At 61.5% G+C, this 17,860-nt stretch carries 13 protein-coding genes; 6 read left to right on the top strand and 7 right to left on the bottom strand.

The genetic code is table 11. The features are described from left to right. Nucleotides 1-9: 9 nt before the first annotated feature. The 3 genes from cmoB to I6L36_RS05890 form a co-directional block, all read right to left on the bottom strand. Entirely contained in the window at nucleotides 10-987 is a 978-nt protein-coding gene (cmoB, locus tag I6L36_RS05900) for a tRNA 5-methoxyuridine(34)/uridine 5-oxyacetic acid(34) synthase CmoB (RefSeq protein WP_109112020.1), read from the bottom strand. 3 nt (nucleotides 988-990) lie between these two features. Continuing rightward, complete coding sequence (cmoA, locus tag I6L36_RS05895; protein WP_039039846.1) at nucleotides 991-1,728, bottom strand: carboxy-S-adenosyl-L-methionine synthase CmoA; 738 nt, start codon at nucleotides 1,726-1,728, stop codon at nucleotides 991-993. A 333-nt stretch (nucleotides 1,729-2,061) separates the two neighbouring features. Further along, nucleotides 2,062-2,910 (bottom strand): DUF72 domain-containing protein, encoded by an 849-nt coding sequence (locus I6L36_RS05890; protein WP_109112019.1) that lies wholly within the window; start codon nucleotides 2,908-2,910, stop codon nucleotides 2,062-2,064. Nucleotides 2,911-3,338: 428 nt separating this feature from the next. Between I6L36_RS05890 and aspS the strand changes: the two genes are divergently transcribed. The 3 genes from aspS to I6L36_RS05875 all read left to right on the top strand — a co-directional run bounded on the left by aspS (nucleotide 3,339) and on the right by I6L36_RS05875 (nucleotide 8,029). Next, nucleotides 3,339-5,105 (top strand): aspartate--tRNA ligase, encoded by a 1,767-nt coding sequence (gene aspS / locus I6L36_RS05885; RefSeq protein WP_045525291.1) that lies wholly within the window; start codon nucleotides 3,339-3,341, stop codon nucleotides 5,103-5,105. A 100-nt stretch (nucleotides 5,106-5,205) separates the two neighbouring features. Then, nucleotides 5,206-5,946, top strand: a complete 741-nt coding sequence (locus I6L36_RS05880) for a YebC/PmpR family DNA-binding transcriptional regulator (protein WP_104455637.1) — start codon at nucleotides 5,206-5,208, stop codon at nucleotides 5,944-5,946. Nucleotides 5,947-6,403: 457 nt separating this feature from the next. Continuing rightward, nucleotides 6,404-8,029: a phosphoethanolamine transferase gene (locus tag I6L36_RS05875; RefSeq protein ID WP_041212708.1), complete on the top strand. Its 1,626-nt coding sequence runs from the start codon at nucleotides 6,404-6,406 to the stop codon at nucleotides 8,027-8,029. Between the two features lie 69 nt (nucleotides 8,030-8,098). Here I6L36_RS05875 and I6L36_RS05870 read toward each other — a convergent pair whose 3' ends face one another. Genes I6L36_RS05870 through nagB form a run of 3 tightly spaced genes read right to left on the bottom strand, consistent with a single transcriptional unit; the run spans nucleotide 8,099 to nucleotide 11,273 of the window. After that, nucleotides 8,099-9,313: an ROK family protein gene (locus I6L36_RS05870; protein ID WP_010674096.1), complete on the bottom strand. Its 1,215-nt coding sequence runs from the start codon at nucleotides 9,311-9,313 to the stop codon at nucleotides 8,099-8,101. Between the two features lie 4 nt (nucleotides 9,314-9,317). Next, nucleotides 9,318-10,463: an N-acetylglucosamine-6-phosphate deacetylase gene (nagA, locus tag I6L36_RS05865; protein ID WP_039039842.1), complete on the bottom strand. Its 1,146-nt coding sequence runs from the start codon at nucleotides 10,461-10,463 to the stop codon at nucleotides 9,318-9,320. 9 nt (nucleotides 10,464-10,472) lie between these two features. Next, nucleotides 10,473-11,273 (bottom strand): glucosamine-6-phosphate deaminase, encoded by an 801-nt coding sequence (gene nagB / locus I6L36_RS05860; RefSeq protein WP_010674098.1) that lies wholly within the window; start codon nucleotides 11,271-11,273, stop codon nucleotides 10,473-10,475. A gap of 272 nt (nucleotides 11,274-11,545) precedes the next feature. On the opposite strand from nagB, the gene nagE reads away from it, so the two are divergent. Both nagE and I6L36_RS05850 read left to right on the top strand, forming a co-directional pair. Beyond that, on the top strand, nucleotides 11,546-13,000 hold the full coding sequence (gene nagE / locus I6L36_RS05855; protein WP_104455638.1) for an N-acetylglucosamine-specific PTS transporter subunit IIBC: 1,455 nt from the start codon (nucleotides 11,546-11,548) through the stop codon (nucleotides 12,998-13,000). Nucleotides 13,001-13,122: 122 nt separating this feature from the next. After that, nucleotides 13,123-15,786 carry a beta-N-acetylhexosaminidase gene (locus tag I6L36_RS05850; RefSeq protein ID WP_109112018.1) on the top strand — a complete coding sequence of 888 codons (2,664 nt, stop codon included), beginning with the start codon at nucleotides 13,123-13,125 and terminating at the stop codon, nucleotides 15,784-15,786. Between the two features lie 3 nt (nucleotides 15,787-15,789). On the opposite strand, the gene I6L36_RS05845 is transcribed toward I6L36_RS05850, so the two are convergent. Next, entirely contained in the window at nucleotides 15,790-16,212 is a 423-nt protein-coding gene (locus tag I6L36_RS05845; RefSeq protein ID WP_216987158.1) for a hypothetical protein, read from the bottom strand. Between I6L36_RS05845 and glnS the strand changes: the two genes are divergently transcribed. Next, entirely contained in the window at nucleotides 16,129-17,790 is a 1,662-nt protein-coding gene (gene glnS / locus I6L36_RS05840; protein WP_109112017.1) for a glutamine--tRNA ligase, read from the top strand. The two genes, I6L36_RS05845 and glnS, sit on opposite strands and share 84 nt — an antisense overlap. Nucleotides 17,791-17,860 lie beyond the last annotated feature (70 nt).

The following is a 17,860-nucleotide window of genomic DNA, read 5'->3' as shown; positions in this document are numbered from 1 at the left end:
CGCCATCGGCTAGTCTTTGGCCTTTCTGGCGATCAGTACGGCACGTTTGGGTGCCGGGTATCCTTCGACCGTGAGTGCAGGATTGTGTGGATCCAGATAGTCACTCAGGGACTCGTTAATCATCCAGTCGGTACGACGCTGTTCGTCGGTGCTGGTCATATTCTCGTCGACGATGCGCACATCGGTGAACCCGCAGCGCTCGACCCAGCGTGTGAGGGCCGCGCTCGAGGGGAGGAACCAGACGTTGCGCATCTTGCCGTAGCGATCGGAGGGCATCAGCACCTGGTTTTCGTCGCCGTCCACCACCAGGGTCTCGAGCACCAGCTCCCCATCGTCTTTGAGCTGGTTGCGCAACTGCTCGATGTGCTCGATGGGGGACTTGCGATGATAGAGCACCCCCATGGAGAAGACGGTGTCAAAGGCCCGCAGATCCGGCAGATCCTGGATACCGAGCGGCAGCAGGTGGGCGCGCTGGTCGTTGTCCATGAAGTGGCGAATGGCTTCGAACTGGCAGAGGAACAGCGGGCTCGGGTCGATGCCGACCGCCAGTTTCGCCCCTTCCCCCACCATGCGCCAGAGGTGGTAGCCGCTGCCGCAGCCCACGTCCAGCACGTAGCGGCCCTGGAGCGGGCTGATGTGGGGCAGCACCCGATCCCACTTCCAGTCGGAGCGCCACTCGGTGTCGATGTGGATGCCGTGCACATGGAAGGGGCCCTTGCGCCAGGGCATGAGCTGGCGCAACAGGCTCTCGGTCTTCTTGCGCTCACCCTCTCCCAGGCTATCGCGGCCGCCGATGGCGACCCGCTCTTTGAGCTCGATCCGGCCGGGGGCCACGACGGGCAGCTTGGCGAGGGCGCGGTTCCAGCGCGGCAGATCCCCGTGCAGGTTGTCGTGCTGCCAGGCGTGCAGCTGGGCGGGCAGGGTGTGCAGCCAGTGGCTCAACCGGTTCTTGGCGATCAGTTGATAAAAATGGGCGAAATCGATCATGGCTTAGTTGGTGTCGCTGGCTTTGATGGCAATCATGGAGCCGAAGTTGAAGCACTGGAACCAGAGGTCCAGGTGGGTGAAGCCGGCGTCCCGCAGGCGCGCCTGATGGACCGCCAGGGTGTCGGTGCGCATCACGTTCTCAAGGGCGGTGCGCTTCTGGCTGATTTCCAGCTCGCTGTAGCCGTTGGCCCGCTTGAAGTCGAGGTGCAAGTCGATGAGCAGCTCGTTGACCTGCTCGTCATCGAAGCGGAACTTCTCGCTCAGGATGAGGATGCCGCCGGGGCGCAGGCCGTCAAAGATGCGCGCGATGAGGGCGGCCCGCTTCTCGGGGGCGACGAACTGCAGGGTGAAGTTGAGCACCACCACGGAGGCGTTCTCGATGGGGATGTCGCAGATGTCCGCCTCGATGAGTTCCACCGGTACCTCGGACTTGAAGCCCGAGAGGTGGGCGCGGGCCCGCTCGATCATGGGGTGGGAGAGATCCACCGCCGTGATGTGGCAACCGGGCTGGGTGACGTGGCGGCGCATGGCCTGGGTCGCGGCGCCGAGGGAGCAGCCGAGATCGTAGAGGCGGCTCTGGGGCTGGGCGTAGCGGGCGGCCATCATGCCGATGGCGGAGATGATGTTGCTGTAACCGGGCACCGAGCGCTGGATCATGTCGGGGAAGACGTCGACGACCTGCTCGTCAAAGCAGAAGTCTCCCAGACGGGCGATAGGGGCGGCAAAAATCTGATCGTGCATGCTGACGCAACCTGACAGCCGGTGTGGTGGGCGGCTGTTTTATTCAATTGAATCTTGGGTGGACGGGCATCGAAATGGCGTCGTCACCGGTTGACGAACGGGGTGGCTTGCTCCGGGATCCTTCGGGCTGCCCCTGTTCGCAACGGGCCATGGTCCGGGCCCTCAGGGTGCCGGGCTGGGGTGGGCAACGCATTGCCATGCACCCAGGCCCGGGACCTTACTTGGGACGCTAGTGTAGAGGAAAGGCGGGCGTTTGTCTTGACGCCAACCCCGGTGGGACCACAAAAAAAGCGGCTTTTTTTGGGGATGGAGAAGGGGCGGGGAGGGGGTCGCTCAAAAGGGCAGCACCCCCTGGCGGGCGCGATCGTTTTCTCCCGGCCAGGGGGCCATCTCCTGGCCGAGCAGGCGGCTGATCTGCCGTGCGAGTTCGGGGGCCCGGGCATTGTCGGCGGTGTGAACAAAGAGGTAGAGATCCTTGCCCTCCTGGAGCCATTGTTTCCAATGTGGCAACCATGGTGGCAAAAAAGGGTGATTGTCCTCGATTTGAGGCAAACCAATCAGGCGCACCACCGGGGCCCCCCCCGTGGCCAGCAGATGGACCGGCAACCTGGGTTTCTTGCCCTGGGCATCGATCATGGCGGCCGTGGTGGCGGGCACCGAGAAGAGCGGGCGGCTGTCGAGCATGATGCGATTGATGCCCCGCGCCATCAGCATCCGGTTGAGGGCCCGTTCCGCCTCCCCCTTGGCGAAGAAATCGGGGTGGCGCACCTCGAGGGCATAGGTGAAATCCTGGGGCAGCCGCGCGAAGAAGGCATCCAGACGGGCCAGCCCCTCTGGCCCGAAGCGGGCGGGCAGTTGCAGCTTGAGCAGCCCCAGCTTGTCATGCAAGGGGGCCAGCAGGCGGATGAAGGCCGTCACCTGTTTGTCCACGCTCACCAGATCGCTCTGGTGGCTGATCTCCTTGGGAAACTTGAAGCTGAAGCGAAAGTGGTCGGGGACCGCATCGGCCCAGCGCTGCACCGTCTCCGGGGTCGGCGAGGCGTAGAAGGTGGTGTTGCCCTCCACGGAGTTGAACACCCTGGCATAGTCGGCGAGGTGCTCGGCGGGCCTGGCATTCATCCCCAGCAACTGGCCGGGCCAGGCCGGGTGTGACCACTGGGGCAGGCCCAAATAGAGGCTCATGATGGTTCCTGTCGGCAGGTTGGCGCACTTTTGCCCTCCTTTTTGCGCCAGAACAACAAAAAACAGGGTAAAGGGGGCTGCGGGCCATTTTACCCAAATGGAGGTTTTCCTCTATAATGCCAACCCTTTTGTTTGCCACATTGTCGTAATGCGCGCGACCGAGCCCCCGGGTGACGATGATCGCGGCCCGGCAGTGGCCAGACAACGACGCCAGCCGATACCCCGGCGCCCACTCGTCATCCCGGTCGGGAGCGGGGGCATGCCTGGGACGGCGGCAAGAATCCGGCTCGGGGAGCCGGATGACCCGAGACAGATTTCAAACCGGGCAAGAAGCAGGATCTGGCCAGCTGTGAGACAGACGGTGCTTGCCAGTCGTGCCCGGCGACCCAGGATGAACCGTCTCTCTACCATTTCGAAGGAAGAAGTCCATGCGCTCTATCTATTGCGGACAGGTCAATGAGGCCCATGCCGGGCAGACCATTACATTGTGCGGTTGGGTCCATCGTCGTCGTGATCTCGGCGGCCTCATCTTTATCGACATGCGCGACCGCGAGGGCATCGTGCAGGTGTTCTTCGATCCGGACAAGCCGGACGCCTTTGCCCTGGCCTCCGAGCTGCGCGGCGAGTTCTGCATCCAGGTGACCGGTGTGGTGCGTACCCGCCCCGACTCCCAGCGCAACAGCGACATGGCCACCGGTGCCATCGAGGTGTTCGCCCACGAGCTGACCATCATCAACCGTGCCGAGCCGCTGCCCCTTGACTTCAACCAGGTCAACAGCGAAGAGGTGAGCCTCAAGTACCGCTACCTGGACCTGCGTCGTCCCGAGATGGCCAAGTACCTGAAGACCCGTGCCAAGGCCAGTGCCTTCGTGCGCCGCTTCATGGACGAGCACGGCTTCCTCGACATCGAGACCCCGATGCTGACCAAGGCGACCCCGGAAGGGGCCCGTGACTACCTGGTGCCGAGCCGCGTGCACAAGGGCAAGTTCTACGCCCTGCCGCAGTCCCCCCAGCTGTTCAAGCAGCTGCTGATGATGTCCGGCTTCGACCGCTACTACCAGATCGTCAAGTGCTTCCGCGACGAAGACCTGCGTGCCGACCGCCAGCCGGAATTCACCCAGATCGACGTTGAGACCTCCTTCATGACCGCACCCCAGGTGCGTGAAATCATGGAAGAGATGATCCGCAAGCTCTGGCTGCACATCCTGAACGTGGACCTGGGTGACTTCCCCATCATGACCTTCGACGAAGCCATGCGCCGCTTCGGCTCCGACAAGCCGGACCTGCGCCTGCCGATGGAGCTGGTGGACGTGGCAGATCTCTTGACCGAGGTGGAGTTCGCCGTGTTCGCCGGCCCCGCCAAGGATCCGAAAGGCCGTGTGGCGGCCCTGAAGGTACCGGGCGGCGCGGAGCTGTCTCGCAAGCAGATCGACGAGTACACCAAGTTCGTCGGCATCTACGGTGCCAAGGGCCTGGCCTGGATGAAGGTCAACGAAGCCGGGAGCGGCCTCGAAGGGGTGCAGTCCCCGGTGGCCAAGTTCCTCTCTGACGCCATCGTGCGCGAGATCCTGGCCCGCACCGGCGCGATGGATGGCGACATCATCTTCTTCGGCGCCGACTCCAAGAAAGTGGTGTGCGATGCCATGGGCGCCCTGCGCCTGAAGGTGGGCCGCGATCTGGGCCTGGTGGAGAACGTCTGGAAGCCCCTGTGGGTCATCGACTTCCCCATGTTCGAAGAAGATGGCGAAGGCGGCCTGGCGGCCATGCACCACCCCTTCACCGCCCCGAGCAACCTGGGCCCGGCCGAGCTGAAAGCGAACCCGGTGGGCGCTTACGCCAACGCCTACGACATGGTGATCAACGGTTACGAAGTGGGTGGCGGCTCTGTGCGTATCCACAACAGCGAGATGCAGTCCACCGTGTTCGACATCCTGGGGATCACCCCGGACGAGCAGCGCCTGAAGTTCGGCTTCCTGCTGGATGCCCTGAAATACGGCACCCCGCCCCACGCCGGCCTGGCCTTCGGTCTGGACCGCCTCAGCATGCTGCTGACCGGCACCGACAACATCCGGGATGTCATCGCCTTCCCGAAAACCACGGCGGCCGCCTGTCTGATGACAGACGCCCCGAGCTTTGCCAACCCGGCCCAACTGGGCGAGCTGGCGATTGCGACCACCGTCAAGGGTGACGAATAAGCCGTTATCGGCAACAAAGGCCGCAGCGATGCGGCCTTTCCCGTTTCCCCCTGGGCGCAACCAGTGTTACTGAAATTTCCAACTATAACGGAGAGTCCCTATGGCAGGTCACAGTAAATGGGCCAACATCAAACACCGCAAGGCGGCGCAAGACGCCAAGCGCGGCAAGATCTTCACCAAGCTGATCCGCGAAATCACCACCTCCGCGCGTCTGGGTGATGCCGATCCTGCCAACAACCCCCGCCTGCGTGCGGCGGTGGCGGCAGCCCTGACCAGCAACATGACCCGCGACACCATCAACCGCGCCATCGCCCGTGGGGCCGGCGGCGGTGACGGCGAGCAGCTCGAGACCATCGTGTACGAAGGGTACGGCCCGGCCGGTTCCGCCGTCATGGTGGAGTGCCTGACCGACAACCGCAACCGTACCGTGGCCGAAGTGCGTCACGCCTTCAGCAAGTGCGGCGGCAACCTGGGGACCGACGGCTCCGTGGCCTATCTGTTCACCAAGAAGGGGGTGCTGACCTTCGTGGGCGCCGATGAAGACGCCCTGATGGACGCCGCGCTGGAAGCCGGTGCCGACGACGTGGTGACCGAAGAGGACGGCTCCATCGAGGTGTATACCACCCCGAACGATTTCGGCACCGTGCTGGACGGTCTGGAAGCTGCCGGCTTCAAGCCCGAGAGCGCCGAAGTGACCATGATCCCCTCCACCGAGGCGGAACTGGATGCCGAGACCGCGCCCAAGCTGATGCGCCTCATCGACATGCTGGAAGATCTGGACGATGTGCAGGAGGTGTACCACAACGGCTCCATCTCCGACGAGATCGCCGCGACCCTGTGATTGCCTCTCGGGAACGCTGTGATCCCCAAGGGCAAGGGGAGGGCGACCACAACGGTCCTCTTCCCCTGCTCCGACGAGATTGCCGCGACCCTGTAATTGCCTCTCGGGAACGCTGTGAGACCCAGGGCAGGGGGGAGGGCGACCACAACGGTCCTCTCACCCGGCTCCGACGAGATTGCCGCGACCCTGTTCAGGTTCGCGAACACACAGGTGCCACACCTTGTTTACCTTCGCAAGAACGGCAGCTCGGGCTGCCGTTTTTTTATGTGCCAGACCGCGCACCTCCCCTTGTGGTTCGATTTCCTCTCTTAATGTTCGCTTAAGTTTGCCGTCCTAGGATGACCCCGTATCTGGACCTCCCTGGCTCTTGTCCTGTTTTTCAGGGCTGAGTGTCGGGATGGTCACCACGAAGCCTGCTGGCAGGTTGTTAGTTCCACTGGTTTGTCGGAGTCTCTCTATGCGTCTCACTCTGGGAGTGATGAAGGTCAATCTGTTGCTGGTGCTGCTGTTTGCACTGGTCTTCAACTGGCCCATTTTCCTGCACTTTTATCGCATTCTCAGCGCCCTTGAACACGTCAAGGCGGGGTTTGTCCTCTCCATTCCCCTGGTACTGGTGGCGGCCCTCAACGCGGTGTTCCTGCCCTTTACCTTCCGTTATCTGCTCAAGCCCTTTTTCGCCTTGCTCATCCTGACCGGCTCCCTGGTCAGTTACGCCATGCTCAAGTACGGGGTGATCTTCGACATGGGCATGATGCAGAACATCATCGAGACCAACAGCGGGGAGGCGGGCTCCTACCTCAACGGCTCCGTGGTGCTCTGGTTCCTGCTGACCGGCCTGCTGCCGGTGCTGGTCCTGCTGTGGGTGAAGATTGAGTACCCCCGTCCCTGGTACAAGGGACTGGGTCTACGCCTCGGTTCCATCGCCCTCTCCTTGCTGTTTCTGATGGGGGCTGCCGCCCTCTATTACCAGGATTACGCCTCGGTCGGGCGCAACAACAAGTCCCTCGGCAAGGAGATAGTGCCCGCCAACTATGTGCACGGGCTCTACAAGTACGCCCGGGATGTGGTCTTCGCCACTCCCATTCCCTACCAGCAGATCGGCACCGATGCCAGGGTGATCGGCCAGCATGAGAAGCCGACCCTGATGTTCCTGGTGGTGGGGGAGACGGCCCGCAGCCAGAACTACTCCCTCAACGGCTACAAGAAGGAGACCAACGGCTTCACCGAGAAGGAGGCCAATGTGGTCTCGTTCAGGAACGTGCGCTCCTGCGGCACCGCCACGGCGCTCTCCGTGCCCTGCATGTTCTCGAACATGACCCGGCGCGGCTATGACGAGGCCAGGGCCCAGTCCCAGGATGGCTTGCTGGACGTGCTGCAACATGCCGGGATCTCGGTGCTCTGGAAGGAGAACGACGGCGGCTGCAAGGGGGTGTGCAAAAACGTTCCCACCATCGAGATTGAGCCCAAGGCATTCCCCGCATACTGCTCCGGCAATGCCTGTCATGACGAGGTGCTGTTGCAGGGGCTGGATCAGCAGATCGCCGACATGCAGGGCAAGCAGGGCAGCAAGCTGGTAGCCTTCCACCTGATGGGCAGCCACGGTCCGACCTACTATCGCCGCTACCCGGCCGCCGATCGCGTCTTCCTGCCGGACTGCCCGCGCAGCGACATCGAGAACTGCAGCAACGAAGAGCTGGTGAACACCTATGACAACACCATCCGCTACACCGACAAGGTGCTGGCCCAGCTCATCGACAAGCTCAAGAGCCTGGAGAGCCAGTACAACGTGGGGCTGGTCTATCTGTCGGATCACGGTGAATCCCTCGGCGCCATGGGGCTCTATCTGCACGGCACCCCCTACAAATTCGCACCGGACGATCAGACCCGGGTGCCGCTCCTGACCTGGTTCTCTCCCCAGTTGCAGGCAGACCGTCAGCTCAATCTGGATTGCCTGCAACAGGAGGCAGCCAGCAAGCGCTTCTCCCACGACAACCTGTTCCACTCCATGCTTGGCATCATGGACGTGCAGACCCAGGTCTATGACGGCAAGCTGGATCTGTTCAAGCCGTGCCGGGCGGGGTAAACCTGCGAAAACAGACCATAAAAAAACGGCAGCCACCGGCTGCCGTTTTCGTGTCCGAAGGGGTAGGCCTTACTTTTGCTCCATGATGATCTGCAGCAGATCCCCTTCCAGCAGGGAGCGCTTGACCAGGGCGAAGCCGCCGATGGTGGGCTGGTTCTGGAAGCGCGCCTTCACGATGGGCAGGCCGCGATGGAAACTTGGCAGAGACTGGTGCTCGACACAGCGGCGGATGGCCGGGATCAGGATCTCTTCGGCGGCGGTGATTTCACCGGCGATGAGCACCTTCTGGGGGTTGAACAGGTTGACCGTGATGGCGATGGCGCGCCCCAGGTGCTCCCCTACGTTCTCGATCACGCTGCGGGCCAGCTCGTCACCGGCCACCGCCGCCTTGCACACCTCCTGGATGGTGATGTGCTTCTCTTGCAACGAACTCAGGTGACCGCGGCTGATGAGTTCCTTCACCTTGTCGACGATGGCCTCGTTGGAGGCGATGGTCTCGAGGCAGCCGAAGTTGCCGCAGTGGCAGCGCTTGCCGAGCGGTTCGACCTGGATGTGGCCTATTTCACCGACGTTGCGGTTCTGGCCGAGAAACACCTTGCCCTTGGTGATGATGCCAGATCCCGTCCCTTGGTGGACACTCACCAAGATGGAGTCCATGCAGTCGCGGGACTCGCCGAAGAAGTGTTCGGCCAGCGCCAGCGAACGGGTGTCGTTGCCCACGTAGCAGGGGAGGTTGAAGTGGTGCTCCAGGAGCTTGGCGAGCCCCAGGTTGCGGATCTGGTAGGTGGGGGTGTAGATGACCATGCCGGATTCCGGGTTGACCAGACCCGGCATGGTCAGCGCGATGCTGATGAGGTTGCGGCTGCGATCCTGATTGGCGTCGATGAAGGCGCCAATCTCCCGCAGCAGCATGTCCACCACGGGTTGCTGCTCGATCTCGGTCACCTGGGTGATGTGTTGATCGAGCTCCTTGCCGTCGAGGTCATACAGGGAGAGCTGCAGGTAGCCGCGACCCAGCTTGGCGGACACAAACTGGAAGCGATGCTTGATGGTGGTCAGGGAGATGGCGCGGCGCCCGCCAGTGGAGGCTTGCGGCGAGGTTTCCCTGATGAGACCGTGCTCGATCAGTTGCCGGGTTATCTTGGTCACGCTGGCCGGGGCCAGCTGACTCAACTCGGCAATTTTGACCCGCGAGATGGGCCCCTGCAGGTCAATGAGGCGATAGACGACCGCACTGTTTACCTGCTTGATAAGATCTACGTTTGCTATTTGTCCGCCAGTCATAGTGTCACTGTGTTGTGTAGTGTCCGTTAACCACGGTCCCGCAGACCGCGAAGGCCTGATCAAAGACGGTGAGGTTGGCAATTTTTCCGACCTGGATACTACCGAGACGCGAGTCCCATCCAATGGCGCGAGCGGGGTAAAGGGTGGCCATTCTCAGTGCTTCGTCGAGCGGCAATCCGACCTGTTTGACCAGATTTTCCACCCCTTCGATCATGGTGAGGGCGGAGCCGCCGAGTGTACCATTCTCATCGACGCACTGACCATCGCGGAAATAGACGGTTGCGCCGCAAAAATCAAATTTCTCAAAGCCTTCCGGTGCACCTGCCGCCGCGGTGGCATCGGTGACCAGCACCAGCCGCTCCCCCAGCATCCTGTGCGCCAGGCGCACGTTGGCCCAGTGTACGTGGTGGCCGTCGACGATGATGCCCGCATAGACATCCTTGCGATCGTAGATGGCACCGACCACGCCGGGCTCGCGACCGTTCAGGGTCGGAGTCATGGCGTTGTAGAGGTGGGTGGCAAAGCGCATGCCGTTGTCAAAGCCCGCCATGGCCTGGTCGTAGTTGGCGGCGGTGTGGCCGGCGGAGACCAGGATGCCGGCTTCCACCAGACGGCGGATGTGCTCGGGCTTGTTGCGCTCCGGCGCCAGGGTGATCTTGGCGATGGCGTCCGCGTTGTCGCAGAAGAAGTCGATCATCTCGTCGGCGGGCTGGCGGATCTGTTCGGCCGGGTGGATCCCCTTGCGCTTGAGGTTGGTATAGGGCCCTTCCAGATGGACGCCAAGCACCTCGTTGGGGTGGGCGGCCATGTAGTCGCGGGTGACGGCGACGGCCTGCTTCATGTCCGCATCCGGGCTGGTGATCAGGGTCGGCAGGAAGCTGGTGGTCCCGGATTTCAGGTTGGCCGCCTGCATGGTGGCCAGGGTGTCCGTGGTGATGTGACCGTTGAACATGACGCCACCGCAGCCGTTGAGCTGCACGTCGATGAAGCCGGCGCTGAGGTTGGCGCCCTGGAGGTCAATCTGCTCGATGCCGGCGGGCAGTTCTGCCTGGCGGGAGATGGCGACAATCTTGTCGCCATCGATGACCACGCCATAACCGGTCAGCACGCAGCTGCCGGTGTAGAGAGTGCAATTAGTCAGAGCGTACATGGGGGCTCCTCAGAGGTGTTTGATGTTGTCGGCTTCCAGTTGCTGGAAGTAGCGCACCGTCTTGACCTTCAACTCCATGGTGGAAGGTTCGTCGCACACCACAATCCCTTTCGGATGCAGTTGCAGGGTGGAGATGGTCCACATGTGGTTGACGCTACCCTCCACGGTGGCCTGCAGGGCCTGGGCCTTGGCGTGACCGACCACCAGGATCAGGATCTCTTCGGCGTCCATCAGGGTGCCGACACCCACGGTCAGGGCCAGCTTGGGCACCTGCTCCATGTCGCCGCCAAAGAAGCGGGAGTTGGCGATGCGGGTGTCTTCGGTCAGGGTCTTGACCCGGGTACGGGAAGCCAGGGAAGAGGCCGGTTCGTTGAAGGCGATGTGGCCGTCATTGCCGACGCCGCCCATGAACAGGTGGATTTTGCCGTAGGACTTGATCTTGTCTTCGTAGCGCTGGCACTCGGCCACCAGATCCTCGGCGTTGCCATTGAGGATGTTGATGTTTTCCGGGCGAATGTCCACGTGATTGAAGAAGTTGTTGTGCATGAAGCTGTGGTAGCTCTCCGGATGTTCCTTGGGCAGCCCCACGTACTCGTCCATGTTGAAGGTGACCACGTTCTGGAAGCTCACCTCGCCGGCTTTATGCAGCTCAATCAGGCGCTTGTAGGTGTTGAGCGGGGTGCCGCCAGTGGGCAGACCCAGCACGAAGGGGCGCTCGGCAGTGGGTTTGAACGCATTGATGCGGTCAACGATGTAACGGGCAGACCAGAGACCCACCTGGCTGGCAGACTTCAACGGGATCAGGCGCATTCTATATACCTCAGTACGGTTGCCGCACAGGGAATGACGGCAAGGGACCAGACACGGATTCAAGTTGTTTTATAGCGTAAATAAAGATTGCGAACTAAGCCACATCTATCGGCTACCTTTATCTCTGTTGAGTGATAATGATCACGAAAGCTGGTTTATTAATTTGCGCAGCGAAATAAAACACATAGACTGCCAATCAAGCCTTGATGGCTTATGCGTCGAACGTGATAAGCACTTAATTTCTAGAAAAACACCAACTAAGGAGAGGAACCGTGAACATTCTCGGTTATTTGCAAAAGATCGGCCGTGCCCTGATGGTGCCGGTAGCGGTATTGCCTGCCGCCGCGATCCTGATGGGGATTGGCTACTGGATTGACCCGAACGGTTGGGGTGGCGGAAGCCCTCTGGCTGCGTTTCTGATCAAGGCGGGCGCCGCCATCATCGACAGTATGCCCATTCTGTTCGCCGTCGGCGTCGCTTACGGCATGTCCAAGGATAAAGACGGTTCCGCCGCGCTGGCCGGTCTGGTCGGCTTCCTGGTGGTCACCACCCTGCTGAGCCCGGGCGCCGTGGCCCAGATCAAGGGTATCCCGGCCGACCAGGTGCCGGCAGCCTTTGCCAAGATCAGCAACCAGTTCGTCGGCATCCTGTGTGGTGTCATCGCTGCCGAGCTCTACAACCGCTTCAGCAGCGTGGAGCTGCACAAGGCGCTGGCTTTCTTCTCCGGTCGTCGTCTGGTGCCGATCGTGACCTCCGTGGTGATGATCGTCGTCTCCTTCATCCTGATGGCCGTCTGGCCGGTCATCTACGGTGGCCTGGTGAGCTTCGGTGAATCCATCGTCAGCATGGGCTCCACCGGTGCCGGCATCTATGCCTTCTTCAACCGTCTGCTGATCCCGGTCGGTCTGCACCACGCCCTGAACTCCGTGTTCTGGTTCGACGTGGCCGGCATCAACGACATCCCGAACTTCCTGGGTGGCCAGTCCTCCATCGACGCCGGCAAGGCTGTCGTGGGCGTGACCGGCATGTATCAGGCCGGCTTCTTCCCCATCATGATGTTCGGTCTGCCGGGTGCCGCACTGGCCATCTACCACAGCGCGAAGAAAGAGAACAAAGAGAAGGTTGCGTCCATCATGATCGCTGCCGCCTTTGCCGCCTTCTTCACCGGGGTGACCGAGCCACTCGAGTTCTCCTTCATGTTCGTGGCGCCGGTACTGTACGTCATCCACGCCCTGCTGACCGGTATCTCCGTGTTCATCGCAGCCTCCATGCAGTGGATTGCCGGTTTCGGCTTCAGCGCCGGTCTGGTGGATATGGTGCTCTCCAGCCGCAACCCGCTGGCGACCCAGTGGTACATGCTGCTGGTACAGGGTCTGGTCTTCTTCGGCCTCTACTACGTGGTCTTCCGCGCCGTGATCGCCAAGTTCAACCTGAAAACCCCGGGTCGTGAAGATGACGAAGCCGTGCCGGTACAGGCTCAAACCACCGACCGCACCGAGCTGGCCAAGCAGTATCTGGAAGTGCTGGGTGGTCAGGAGAACCTGGTGACCATCGATGCCTGCATCACCCGTCTGCGTCTGACCCTGAAAGACCGCAGCATCGTTGACGAGCGCAAGCTCAAAGCCCTGGGCGCGGCCGGTGTGGTCAAGCTCGGTGAGCAGAACCTGCAGGTGATTCTGGGCCCATTGGCCGAGATCATCGCCGGTGAGATGAAAGCCCTGCGTTAATCGAGCGACTCGCTCACCTCAAGTCTAAGTCCATTGTTGACATAACTAAGGGCCCCGCCTCGGGGCCCCATATAAAAAAAGCCAAGAAAATCCAACCTTTACTTCAAATGAGAGCAGCAGTTATGAACTTGAAACATTCTCTGTTAGCCATTGCCATGTCTACCGTTTTCGCCGCTCCCGCACTTGCAGCCGATGCTGCCAGGCAAGCGGTGGTCGACGCCCTCGCCAGCAACCTCGTCGTCAAGTACGAAGTCGTCACCAATGACGGTGCCGGCGCCGGTCTTGACTGCCAGGCGCTGGGCTCCGAGTGGGCGAGCTGCGGCGTTGCCAAGCTGCACCTGACCAATACCGGTGCCGACGTCACCTCCAAGGACTGGAGCATCTATGTCTCCTCCATCCGCCGCATCCAGCGGGTGGACAACGACCAGTTCACCATCACCCACCTGACCGGCGACCTCTATCGTTTGACGCCGACCGAGAAGTTCCAGGGCTTTGCCAAGGACGCCACGGTCGAGGTGCCCCTGGTGGTGGAATACTGGGTATTGTTCGAATCTGACATCATGCCGAACTGGTATGTCGCCAGTGAAGGGGCCGAGCCGAAAGTGCTGGCCAGCATGAGCAACATCGACGATGCCAGCACCTACGAGAAGCCGATGCCTGCCGATGGCTGGAAGCGCACCAAGGATGACAACAACATCCTGATGAACAGCGAGACCCGTTTCGCAGCGAACCAGACCAGCACCCTGCTGCCTGCCGGCAAGATTGACGACCGCATCCTGCCAAGCCCCATGAAGCAGGTGGTCAAGGCCGGCCCGCAAATCGACTTCTCCACCATCAAGCTCAATGCCCTTGACCTGCCAAGCGATCGCGCCGAGGCCCTGAAGGCGCAACTGACCAAGCTGGGTGTTACCCTCTCCGACACCGGCTACCCGGTCACCATCAAGCTCGGCAGCAAGCTCAAGCAGGCCGAAGGCTACGACATGACCATCGGCAAGAAGGGCACCGTCATTCAGGGGCACGACGTTGACGGCGCCTTCTGGGGCGCCCAGTCCCTGATCTCTCTGCTGGGGGTTGACGACAAGCTGGTGAGCCAGATGAGCGTCGAGGATGCGCCGCGCTTTGAATACCGTGGCATGCAGACCGACGTGGCCCGTCACTTCAGAAGCCCGGAGACCATGAAGAAGCTGGTTGACCAGATGTCCGCCATGAAGCTCAACGTGCTGCACCTGGGGCTGACCAACGATGAAGGCTGGCGTCTGGAGATCCCGGGCCTGCCGGAGCTGACCGACGTCGGCAGCCAGCGTTGCCACGACGAGTCCGAAACCAAGTGCCTGATGCCGCAGCTTGGCTCCGGTCCGACCAACGACAACCAGGGCTCCGGTTTCTACAGCAAGGCGGACTACATCGACCTGGTACGCTATGCCAAGGCGCGCGGTGTGACCGTGATCCCCGAGATCAACATGCCGGCCCACGCCCGTGCCGCCGTGGTCTCCATGGAGGCGCGCTACAAGCGTCTGATGAGCGAGGGCAAAGAGGCCGAGGCCAACCAGTTCCGTCTGACTGACCCGGCCGATACCTCCAACGTCACCTCGGTGCAGTTCTACGACAAGATGTCCTTCATCAACCCCTGCCAGCCGGGTGCCGCCACCTTCGTGGCCAAGGTGATGGACGAAGTGGCCCAGATGCACCAGGCCGCCGGCCAGCCGCTGACCGCCTGGCACTACGGTGGTGACGAGGCGAAGAACATCATGCAGGGCGGTGGTTACCAGGATCCGGCCGTCACCAAGAAAGAAGATCTGGTGGCCTGGAAGGGCAACGTCGACTCCAGCAAGCAGGACAAGCCGTTCGGCAAGTCCCCCATGTGCCAGAAGATGATCGACGATGGCAAGATCAAGGACGTGGCCGAGCTGCCGGTCTACTTTGCCAAGGAAGTGAGCGAGATGGTCAAGGGCCACGGCTTCTCCACCCTGCAGGCGTGGGAAGATGGCCTGAAGTACGCCACGGATGCCAGCGTATTCGCCACCGACAAGACCCGGGTCAACTTCTGGGAAACCCTCTACTGGGGTGGTTTCAACGAGGCGATGAAGTGGGCGCACAAGGGCTATGACGTGGTGCTCTCCAACCCGGATTACCTCTACTTCGACTTCCCGAACGAGGTACACCCGGCCGAGCGCGGCTACTACTGGGCAACCCGCTTCAACGACACCCGCAAGGTGTTCGCCTTCGCCCCGGAAAACCTGCCGCAGAACGCCGAGACCTCGGTTGACCGCGACGGCAACGCCTTCGTGGCCAAGGGTGACCAGGATCCGGTCAAGTTCAAGGGGATCTCCGGTCAGCAGTGGAGTGAAACCGTGCGCACCGATGCCCAGTACGAATACATGGTCTATCCGCGCATCTTCTCCGTGGCCGAGCGTGCCTGGCACAAGGGCGGCTTCGAGCTCGATTACGTGAAGGGTCGCGAGTTCTCCGGCACCACCAAGCATGTCAACAAGGCCACCCTGAACAAGGAGTGGAACCAGTTTGCCAACGTGCTGGGCCAGCGCGTGCTGCCCAAACTGGACCAGGCCGGGGTGGAATATCGCCTCTCCGTACCGGGTGCCAAGGTGGTGAACGGTGTGCTGGAAGCGAACGTGGATCTGCCGGGTCTGCCCATCCAGTACAGCCTGGATGGCAAGAGCTGGAGCGCCTACGACGCTGCCGCCAAGCCGACCGTGGATGGCAAGGTCTACCTGCGTACCACCAGCTTCGATGGCAAGCGCACCAGCCGCGTCACCGAGCTGAACTGATAGCTAGCCTTCAATCCATAACGCAAGGTGGGTCGCAAGACCCGCCTTTCCCAAGGTCGATGGCCATCGGGTTTGGGAAAGGTTGACTCTGCGTGTGAACCTTTGTTGTGTGTTTTTTGTCTGTTTTTCATCACTTGAGACCCCGCCCCGTGCGGGGCTTTTTTTGACCAGGATCTCTGCAATTTCTCCCGTTTCGCCGTTTTTGGTGCGCCAATGACCCGAATTGGCCAAATTCAGGTTGAGGCAGGGCGCGTAATGAGGGATCATACCCGGCTTGACGGCGGGGGTATGAGGGTGCCAGCCGGCACAACGTCCGCCAGTGACGCATTTTTGAGGTGAGCCATGAGTCAGGCGAACAGCCCAACTAACTTTATTCGTCAGATCATTGATGAAGATCTGGCCAGCGGTAAGCACAGCAGCGTGCATACCCGTTTCCCGCCGGAGCCGAACGGTTATCTCCATATCGGCCACGCCAAATCCATCTGCCTGAACTTCGGCATCGCCCGCGACTATCAGGGTCAGTGCAACCTGCGTTTCGATGACACCAACCCGGCGAAGGAAGACATCGAGTTCGTGGAGTCCATCAAGCAGGACGTCCAGTGGCTGGGCTTCCAGTGGAGCGGCGAGATCTGCTACTCCTCCGACTATTTCCACAAGCTGCACGGCTACGCCATCGAGCTCATCGAGAAGGGACTGGCCTATGTGGACGAGCTCTCCCCGGACCAGATGCGCGAATACCGCGGCACCCTGACCGCCCCTGGCAAGAACAGCCCGTTCCGCGATCGCAGCGTGGAAGAGAACCTGGCCCTGTTCGCCAAGATGAAAAACGGTGAGATGGCCGAAGGCTCCGCCTGCCTGCGCGCCAAGATCGACATGGCATCCCCCTTCATGGTGATGCGCGATCCCGTCATCTATCGCATCAAGTTTGCCCACCACCACCAGACCGGTGACGAGTGGTGCATCTACCCGATGTATGACTTCACCCACTGCATCTCGGACGCCCTGGAGGGGATCACCCACTCCCTGTGTACCCTGGAGTTCCAGGACAACCGTCGCCTGTATGACTGGGTGCTGGACAACATCAGCATCGACTGTCACCCCCGTCAGTACGAGTTTTCCCGTCTGAACCTCGAATACACCGTCATGTCCAAGCGCAAGCTGAACCTGCTGGTGACCGAGGGGCACGTGAACGGCTGGGACGATCCGCGCATGCTGACCGTCTCCGGTCTGCGCCGCCGTGGTTACACCCCGGCCTCCATCCGCGAGTTCTGCAAGCGCATCGGTGTGACCAAGCAGGACAACATCGTTGAGATGAGCATGCTGGAAGCCTGCATCCGCGACGATCTCAACGAGAACGCCCCGCGCGCCATGGCCGTGCTGCACCCGGTGAAGGTGGTGATCGAGAACCTGGCGGCGGACGAGGTGCTGACGGCGCCAGCGCACCCGAACAAGCCGGAGATGGGGACCCGTGAGCTGCATTTCTCCCGCGAAATCTTCATCGATGAGGCGGACTTCAAAGAGGAAGCCAACAAGCAGTTCAAGCGGCTGGTGCTGGGCAAGGAAGTGCGCCTGCGCAACGCCTACGTCATCAAGGCCGAACGGGTCGAGAAGGATGCGGACGGCAAGATCACCTGCATCTACTGCTCTTACGACCCCGAGACCCTGGGCAAGGATCCGGCGGACGGCCGCAAGGTGAAAGGGGTGATCCACTGGGTCAGCGCCACTCACTCCCTGCCGGCCGAAGTGCGTCTCTACGACCGTCTGTTCAAGGTGCCGAACCCGGGCGCCGAGGATGACTTCGAAGCGGCTCTGAATCCGGAATCCCTGGTGATCATCGAAGGGGCCCGGGTGGAGGCTTCCCTGAAGGATGCCAAGCCGGAGTTTGCCTACCAGTTCGAGCGTGAAGGTTACTTCTGCGCCGACAACAAGCTCTCCAGCGCCGAGCGCCTGGTGTTCAACCGCACCGTGGCCCTGCGTGACGTCTGGGGCAAGGCCGAGGCCTGATAGAAGAGGGCAGGGGAGACCCTGCCGCTTCTGGTCCGGATTGCGGACACAAAAAAGCCAGCATCATGCT

The sequence above is a fragment of the Aeromonas sp. FDAARGOS 1406 genome (assembly GCF_019048565.1).
Taxonomy (GTDB): domain Bacteria; phylum Pseudomonadota; class Gammaproteobacteria; order Enterobacterales; family Aeromonadaceae; genus Aeromonas; species Aeromonas caviae.
This window is presented reverse-complemented; position numbering and strand designations above follow the sequence as displayed.